General features: G+C 41.8%; 5 protein-coding genes and 1 pseudogene. All 6 read left to right on the top strand.

Going from position 1 to position 9,037, the window contains the following annotated elements; translation table 11 throughout:
* A pseudogene (locus J2S23_RS00990) lies at positions 1 to 115 on the top strand (IS30 family transposase); the annotation flags it as partial.
* A 392-nt stretch (positions 116 to 507) separates the two neighbouring features.
* Positions 508 to 1,974: a nicotinate phosphoribosyltransferase gene (locus J2S23_RS00985; RefSeq protein ID WP_307120900.1), complete on the top strand. Its 1,467-nt coding sequence runs from the start codon at positions 508 to 510 to the stop codon at positions 1,972 to 1,974.
* Complete coding sequence (gene nadE / locus J2S23_RS00980; RefSeq protein WP_307120899.1) at positions 1,971 to 2,795, top strand: NAD(+) synthase; 825 nt, start codon at positions 1,971 to 1,973, stop codon at positions 2,793 to 2,795. Before J2S23_RS00985 ends, nadE begins: the two co-directional genes overlap by 4 nt.
* Positions 2,796 to 3,120: 325 nt before the next feature.
* Positions 3,121 to 6,360 carry a helicase-related protein gene (locus J2S23_RS00975; protein ID WP_307120898.1) on the top strand — a complete coding sequence of 1,080 codons (3,240 nt, stop codon included), beginning with the start codon at positions 3,121 to 3,123 and terminating at the stop codon, positions 6,358 to 6,360.
* Positions 6,357 to 7,040, top strand: a complete 684-nt coding sequence (locus J2S23_RS00970) for a DUF4391 domain-containing protein (RefSeq protein WP_307120897.1) — start codon at positions 6,357 to 6,359, stop codon at positions 7,038 to 7,040. The genes J2S23_RS00975 and J2S23_RS00970 overlap by 4 nt, the downstream gene beginning before the upstream one ends.
* 102 nt (positions 7,041 to 7,142) lie before the next feature.
* On the top strand, positions 7,143 to 9,035 hold the full coding sequence (locus J2S23_RS00965) for a site-specific DNA-methyltransferase (RefSeq protein ID WP_307120896.1): 1,893 nt from the start codon (positions 7,143 to 7,145) through the stop codon (positions 9,033 to 9,035).
* Positions 9,036 to 9,037 lie beyond the last annotated feature (2 nt).

Below are 9,037 nucleotides of genomic sequence, written 5' to 3'. Positions count from 1 at the left end.
CTCACTAACGACAGAAGAGCTCTGTTGTTATGTCTCTGCTATCAATAATAGACCTAGGCGACTTCACCACTATAAAACCGCAAATTTTCTGTTTGTGCAAGCCCAAACAGCCTAAACAAAGGAATTCTAATTCAGTATCGAACGTGTTGCACTTGACTTGACAATGTGCCCTTTTTATTTTTTTACTGAAAAATTAAGGAGCAGTTAGACAGCTGAATGTTAAGGGAGTTCCCCAGATACTTGATGATTCTCAAAAGGAAATGAGGGGATGCGGTTATACCTTAATCTGAAGGTTGTCACCTCAGGATAATTAAGGTTAGTGTCGATTTTTGGAGGGGGAGGTCTCGTCAGAAATGTCAAAAACGTGGACTTTGTCTGGTATAAAGCGGAGAAGGGGCAGGAAACCGTTACCTTTTTGATAGAGCCTACCCTATTTTGTGGTATAATAAGAACAATATTTATGGGCGAAAGCCATGCGCTTCGCTTGTGTTTCAAAGGAGAAAAGACATGTACCCTGATGATTCCTTAACCCTCCATACGGATCTCTACCAGATCAATATGATGCAGGTTTATTTTGAACAAAATATTCATAACCGCCATGCGGTCTTTGAGGTTTACTTCCGTAAGCAGCCTTTTAACAACGGCTATGCTGTTTTCGCTGGTTTGGAGCGTTTGGTCCGTTACTTTGAACAATTGACCTTTTCAGAGAGTGACTTAGCCTACCTTCGTGAAGAAGGCTATCCTGAGGACTTCTTAGCCTATCTGGCTGATTTTAAGTTTGAACTCACCGTTAGATCTGCCCGTGAAGGGGATTTAGTGTTTGCCAATGAACCGATTGTCCAAATTGAAGGCCCGTTAGCCCAGTGCCAGTTGGTCGAAACTGCCGTTCTTAACATTGTCAACTACCAGACCTTGATTGCGACCAAGGCGGCCCGCATCAAGTCGGTGATTGGAGACGAACCGTTGCTAGAATTTGGCAGCCGTCGTGCTCAGGAGATGGACGCAGCCCTTTGGGGGACACGCGCAGCCTTCATTGGTGGTGCAGAAGCGACTTCAAACGTCAGAGCAGGGAAACTCTTTGGCATTCCTGTAGCAGGAACCCATGCCCATGCCCTTGTTCAAGCCTATGGCGATGACTATAAGGCCTTTAAGGCCTACGCAGAGACCCATAAAGATTGTGTCTTCTTGGTTGATACTTATGATACCTTGCGGGTTGGTATGCCTGCAGCCATTCGTGTGGCCAAGGAAATGGGAGACAAAATCAACTTCAAAGGTGTGCGGATTGATTCTGGGGACATGGCCTATATTTCCAAGAAAGTTCGTGAACAGCTAGACGAGGCTGGTTATCCAGACGCGAAAATCTATGCGTCCAATGACCTGGATGAAAATACCATCCTTAACCTCAAGATGCAAAAAGCTAAGATTGACATTTGGGGTGTGGGGACCAAGTTAATCACAGCCTATGACCAGCCAGCTCTCGGTGCGGTCTACAAGGTTGTCTCGATCGAAAATGACGAAGGTGTCATGGTGGACTCCATTAAGCTGTCCAATAATGCGGAGAAGGTCTCAACACCTGGTAAGAAGCAAGTTTGGCGAATTACCAGCTTGGAAAAAGGCAAGTCAGAAGGAGATTACATCACCTTTGCGGATACTGATGTCACACAGATGGACGAGATTTACATGTTCCATCCGACCTATACCTACATCAATAAGACTGTTAAAAACTTTGGAGCTGTGCCACTGATGATTCCTATTTTTGAACAAGGGACATTGGTCTACGAATTACCGACCTTAAAGGAAATTCAAGCCTATGCACGAACAGCCTTTAATGAGCTTTGGGATGAGTACAAGCGCGTGCTCAACCCACAAATCTATCCAGTTGATTTGGCACAGGATGTTTGGGACAACAAGATGGCCTTTATCGAACAGGTTCGCAAACGCGCTAAGGAGCAAGGCGAGGAGGTTGGTCAATGAGTTTACAAACAGACATCATTAAGGCCTTAGGTGTTAAGCCAACGATTGATCCTCAGGAGGAGATTCGCCGCTCGGTTGATTTCCTAAAGACCTACCTTTATAAGCACCCCTTCCTCAAAACCTATGTCCTAGGGATTTCAGGAGGCCAAGATTCAACCTTGGCAGGACGTCTGGCTCAGCTAGCTGTTGAGGAAATGCGGGCTGAAACAGGAGATGACGCCTATCAGTTTATCGCTATTCGTTTGCCCTACGGTGTCCAAGCGGATGAAGATGATGCCCAAAAAGCCTTGGCCTTCATTCGGCCAGATGAAATTTTGACCATCAACATCAAACCAGCAACAGACGGCATGATGGCTGGCCTTGAGGACGCTGGTCAAGAAATTTCGGACTTTAATAAGGGAAATATCAAGGCCCGTCAACGGATGATAGCCCAGTATGCTGTTGCAGGTCAACGGTCAGGTGCAGTCATCGGGACAGACCATGCCGCAGAAAATATTACAGGTTTCTTTACCAAGTTTGGAGATGGGGCATCAGACCTTCTGCCCCTTTATCGCCTCAATAAACGACAGGGTCGTGAGCTCCTAAAAGCTCTCAAAGCAGACCGAGCGCTATATGAAAAAGTGCCGATTGCAGACCTTGAAGAAGACCGACCAGGCTTGTCAGATGAGGCAGCGCTTGGTGTTAGCTACAATGACATTGACGACTATTTGGAAGGCAAAACGGTCTCACCAGAAGCTCAGGCAACGATTGAAAGCTGGTGGAACAAAACCAAACACAAACGCCATCTACCGGTCACTGTCTTTGACGACTTTTGGAAGTAAAAGAAAATTGTTAGCATAGATACCGCCCAACCAGAAATGGTTGGGTTTTTGCACTTTATAGGCATATAAAAACATGCACTTTGATATACTACGTATACCAAAGTATAGGAGTAGCTTGACAGCTCCCCCTATACTTTGATATACTACGTATACCAAAGTATAGGAGTAGCTTGACAGCTCCCCCTATACTCCTTATAAACTAATCAGCAAGGGTCTACACAGATTAGGCCATATACCTCAAATTTCTAAGGAAAAACCTGAGCCTTCTGTGAGTAGGGGGCTTTTTTGCTTGTGAAGAAATTCACCTTATGAAAGAGTATAGATTATGGAAATTGATAATAGGACCAAGCGTCTAGGTGATGAGCTGAGAAATTATTTAACAGAGGGAAGTCACGTCAAAATGGCAGCGGCTACTTTTTCAATGTTTGCTTATCAGCAACTGAAAGAGGAATTAGAAAAGATTGATGAGCTCAAGTTTTTATTTACGAGCCCGACTTTTATAAATTCTGAAATTGAAAAACAGTACCGAGAATACACTATTCCTAAGCGTGACCGAGAAGATTCACTGTTTGGCAGAACCTATGAGCTAAAATTGATGAACGAACTAACCCAGAAAACCCTTGCTAGAGAGTGTGCTAATTGGGTTCGTCGTAAAGTGACCTTTAAGTCAATTATGGTTAACGAAGAAATTGATACAGGTATAAGGATTGAAAGTGGGGATAAAACCGTTGCAGTAGATCGTTTACGTCATTTTGACCGGAAAGAGTTAGGCTATGAGCCCAATCTGTTTAAAACGACACGAAATTTATATGAAGAACCACATAGCCTTTCTTATTTGAAGGAATTCGAAGACTATTGGTCCAATGATGAGTATTTCCGTGATGTGACTGATGAAATCTTAGAGAGCCTTAATTTAGCCTACCAAGAAAATGCACCAGAATTTCTTTACTATGTTATGATCTACAATATTTTTGGTGACTTTTTACAAGAAACCAGTCAAGATTATGAGCCTAATCAAGGAGTAAATTATAAGGAAAGTAGCATTTGGAACCTGCTTTATGATTTTCAGAAGGATGCTGTTGAATCGATCGTTACTAAACTTGAAAAATACAACGGCTGTATTCTAGCTGACTCGGTTGGGTTAGGGAAAACATTTACAGCTCTTGCTGTTATGACTTATTACGCCTACCGTGGAAAGCGTATTTTGGTTCTATGCCCTAAAAAGCTTGAAAATAACTGGAATATGTATCGTCACGATTACAAGAATAACCCGATTTATGATCGTCATCTGCAATATGATGTTCTCTTCCACACAGATTTGAGTCGGGACAAAGGGGTTTCAAATGGCATTGATTTGGCTCTGAATCGTTTTGATACCTATGATTTAGTGGTCATTGATGAATCACACAATTTTCGAAATGGCGGCATGACGCTAGAACAAAATGGCCGTGAGAACCGTTACACCAAACTCATGAACCAAGTGATTAAACAAGGAGTTAAAACTAAGGTCTTAATGTTATCGGCAACTCCAGTTAATAACCGATTTAACGATCTAAAAAACCAACTAGCCTTGGCTTATGAAGGTGAAAGTGACAATTTTAGGCAGCAACTCGGGTTGTCATCCTCTATTGATGATATTTTCCGCCTCGCTCAGGCAGCCTATAATCGTTGGTCAGACTTAGCTCTTGAAGAACGAACGACACAGAAATTACTGGATATGTTAGATTTTGATTTCTTCAAGATATTAGATGAAGTGACGATTGCACGCAGCCGTAAACATATCCAAGAATTTTATGATAAGGCAGCTATTGGAGAGTTTCCAGAGAGAATGAAACCCCTAAATATTAGTCCTGATTTAACCGTGTCTCTGAATGATATAAGTTATGAGCGCATTTATAACCTACTTGAGCAACTCAATCTCACCATTTATCAACCAACATCCTTTTTACATCCTTCAAAGATTACGAAATATGAGGAGTCTTCAGGAGGGTTGACGCAGGCAGGTCGGGAAGTGGGTGTTAAAAAATTAATGATGATCAACCTACTGAAACGTCTGGAAAGTTCTATTTATTCTTTTCGTTATACCTTGGTTGATGTTGTCAAAGCTTATGTGGTTAAGACCCTTGAAACGATTCAGTCCTTCGAGCAAACAGGAGGCTCACTAACCCTTGACGGGGTAACCCTATCGGAAAAGGATTTTGACATTGAAGATAGCAATTCGGACTTTCTAGTTGGTAAAAAGATGGTCATAGCTTTAGAAGATATGGACTATCTGACCTGGAAAGGCCATCTGGAGGCTGATTTATCCGTTTTAAATCAGCTAGAAGAACTGATAAGACTGGTGACCCCAGAAGAAGATCAAAAATTACAAGACTTAAAGCATCTGATTGACCAAAAAATGGCTTCTCCAATCAATCAAGGTAATTATAAAATGCTTATCTTCTCAGCTTTTGCTACGACAACTGACTACCTCTATCGGGAATTATCACAATATGTTTATGATACTTATGGTCGTTATACAGCAAAAATATCAGGATCATCAGTGTTAGAAACTACCTTACCCATCAAGCATAAGGATCTCAATACCTTGCTGACCTATTTTTCGCCCCAATCGAAGTCCAAGGCGTTAGTATACCCCGATGATCCAAGAGAGATCGATTTACTGATCGCGACAGATGTCATATCAGAAGGTCAGAACCTGCAGGATTGTGACATGATGGTTAATTTTGATATCCACTGGAATCCTGTGCGGATTATACAGCGATTTGGACGCGTCGATCGTATTGGATCCACAAATAAGGTTATTCAGCTAGTCAATTTTTGGCCTAATATCGCCTTGGATGATTACATTAACCTGAAAAGTAGGGTTGAGGCCAGAATGAAAATTTCGGTGTTGACCGCAACAGCAGACGATAATGTTCTTTCAGAAGACCTAGTCGAGGACAATAATTACCGTAAAAAACAGTTAGAGCGACTTAAAGAAGAGGTTCTAGATCTCGAAGAAATGGCTGAAGGGGTTTCAATCATGGACCTAGGCCTTGAGGATTACCGTCGAGATCTCATGAAATACCTAAAGGATCATCCTTTATTAGAAAAGGTACCACGTGGGCTACAAGCCATTCTACCAGCTTCTACTACTAGACCAGAAGGGGCTATCTTTGTGCTCAAACAGTTAACAGTTAGAAACAAGAAGAACCTGAATAATCGCCTCCATCCTTACGTCGTTGTCTATGTTGATAACGATGGCGAACTGGTATACCCTATCTCAGAGGCAAAACAGTTGCTAGAGCGAATCCGGAGTATGACGAAAGGTCGAGTTTCTCCGATAGATAGCTTGGTCAAAACCTTTCAAAAGCAGACCCAAGATGGGGTAGATATGAGCCAATACTCTAGCTTACTAGAATCAGCTATTACCCATCTCATCGAGGGGGAAGAACAGACAACTTTGGGCGCTCTCTTTGGTTCCGGAAATGTCAACCTGTTTGAGAAAAGAGGAGAGACAGTAGAAGATTTTGAGCTGATTTGTTTCTTTGTTGTTCTAAATGAGGAGGAGGTTGCAGTATGATCCATCTTCCACAAAGTAGTCAGCTCCCCAAACCCTATGTTCTTTATAAGGCGCATCGAAAAGGCAATAGTGATTTTTTTGATGAGTTGGCTCTCTCTTCAAAAGATAAGCAGGAGTTGAGACGAACAGTAGAGCAGATTGTGATTACCCATCAATTAGATCCCCAGACCACTAATATTCCAGCTGGGGAACGTGTCCAGCAGTTGTTTGTTATTGAGTGTCTCCTTAAAGAAGGGGCTTTTGACCACAAACTTTTTGAACGCTTTGACGAACACTTTGCTGGCTATGCCATGTTTTGCCTCCGTTGCCCTGGGTACGATTCACAACACCTGATTCATTATAAAGAACCTTTAGCTAAGGTGAAAGGCAATCAAAAATTTAAGATTATCCGCCGTTTTTTAAGCAAAGAGCCCTTAAAGATATCACTAAAAGGACAGAACCTTGATCAATTTTACAGCGATTTAGTGAAAGAAGTGGCTTCAGAGCCCTTACTGCCTCCAAAAACAGATATCAAAGAAGCTTTAGCTTTTTCGGATGCCTTACATGCTTTAGAAAAAGAAGCTGAGCTACTCAAAAAGAAAATGTATCGTGAGAAGTCCATGCGTAAGCAACTGGATTATAAACGGCTTTACCAACAAAAACGAGACGAGATCAAAGCCTTGAAGAAACCATTAGAGTAAGTACTAATGAGTTTGCTTCATACGAGGAACCAGCCGTGATCGCTAACCCCTAAGAACATCCTACAACAAAAGGAAAATTAATAAGATAGAAAGAGAAAAACAATGACACAATATGGTGAGCATTCAGGTCTTGAAAAAATAGACCTTCAGTCCAAAGACATGACAAATGAAAATATTCAACAATTAGCTCAATTATTTCCTCAGGTGATGACAGAGACGATGGATGAGTCAGGGCGACTCCGCCCAGCGATCGATTTTGACAAGTTAAAGCAATTGTTATCCCATGAGATTGTTGAGGGGCAGGAGACCTATGAATTTACCTGGGTTGGTAAACGCGATGCCATGGCAGAGGCAGGCCGTCCGACAACCAAGACTCTCCGTCCAGATATAGCGGAAAGTGTCAACTTTGATGAGACTGAAAATGTCTTTATCACAGGAGATAATTTAGAAGTCCTTAAAATTCTCCAAGAATCCTATCTTAACAAGATTGATATGATCTATATTGACCCGCCCTACAACACAGGGAAAGACTTTGTTTATTCAGATAAGTTCCAAATGACTCAGGAAGAAATGGACGAAGCTACAGGTAGTATCGACGAGACCGGTAAAAGGTTGGTCAAAAATGAAAAATCAAATGCCCGCTACCATTCTGACTGGCTTAATATGATGTACCCGCGCCTAGTACTGGCGAGAAACTTACTGAAAGATTCAGGTGTGATATTTATCTCCATTGATGATAATGAACAAGCCAATCTCAAATCACTTTGTGATGAAGTGTTTGGGGAGGAGAATTTTGTAAGCAATATTATTTGGAACTCTAGAAAATCAGTATCCAATGATGCTATTGTTTCAATTAATCATAATAGTACGCTTATTTACTCAAAAAATTCTGATTGTTTCTATAGTAACAAATCAAATTTTGTACTTAAAATGACAAATGATGGTTTCGAGAATCCAGACAACGACAAAAGAGGGGTTTGGAAAGCAGATCCATTCGATTCGCCTGGAATAAGACCAAATTTGACTTATGAAATTAAAAATCCAAACACAGGAGAAAGTTATATGCCTCCAAAAGGTAGGTGTTGGAGAACTGGGCCTGATGGATTTGCAGAATTATTATCAGATAATAGAATTGTTTTTGGGAAAAATGGTACCTCCAGGCCTCAACTGAAAAGATTCTTTTCGGAAGTTGAAGATAAAGGACTTACACCAAAGTCAATTTGGGATGATGTAGGCACTGCAACAAATGGAACACAAGAAATTCTGAAATTATTTGGAGCCAAAGTTTTTGATACACCGAAACCTACCTCATTTATTACAAAAGTCATAGAATTGGGAAGCTTAAAAGACTCTCTCATTCTCGATTTCTTCGCTGGTTCAGCAACCACAGCTGATGCAGTCATGCAGTTAAATGCCGAGGACGGGGGAAACCGTAAGTATATTCTTGCAACATTAGATGAGGCAGTCGCAGAAAAGTCGGCTGCAAAAGAGGCGGGCTATGAGACTATTGACCAGATTTCGCGTGAGCGTATCCGTCGTGCAGCAGCTAAGCTCCAGGCTGAAAAGCCGGATCAGGTAGCTGGGCAAGACCTTGGCTTCAAGGCTTATCGACTAGATAGCTCTAATTTTAAATCCGTTAGCCAAACACCAGATCAGTTTGAGCAGGGGAACCTGTTTGACAGTGTAGACAATATCAAGGAAGACCGCACTGGCCTTGATTTGGTTTATCAAATCATGTTAAGTTGGGGGATGGCGTTGTCGCTTAAAGTCAGCAAGGAGAATTATCAGGGATATGAGGTTTTTGACGTGGACAATGGCTCACTTATCGCTTGCTTTGATAACCATATCAGTGATAGCCTGATTCAAGAAATCGCCCGAAAAGAACCTTTGCGTGCGGTTTTCAAGGACCAAGCCTTTGTAGATTCTAGCGCTAAAATCAATCTCACACAAACCTTTAAAGAACTCTCCCCGTTAACAAAAGTGAAAGTGGTGTAACT

Source organism: Streptococcus moroccensis, assembly GCF_030812835.1.
Taxonomy (GTDB): domain Bacteria; phylum Bacillota; class Bacilli; order Lactobacillales; family Streptococcaceae; genus Streptococcus; species Streptococcus moroccensis.
Note: the sequence above shows the minus strand (reverse complement) of the source record. Positions and strands in the feature narration are given on the sequence as shown.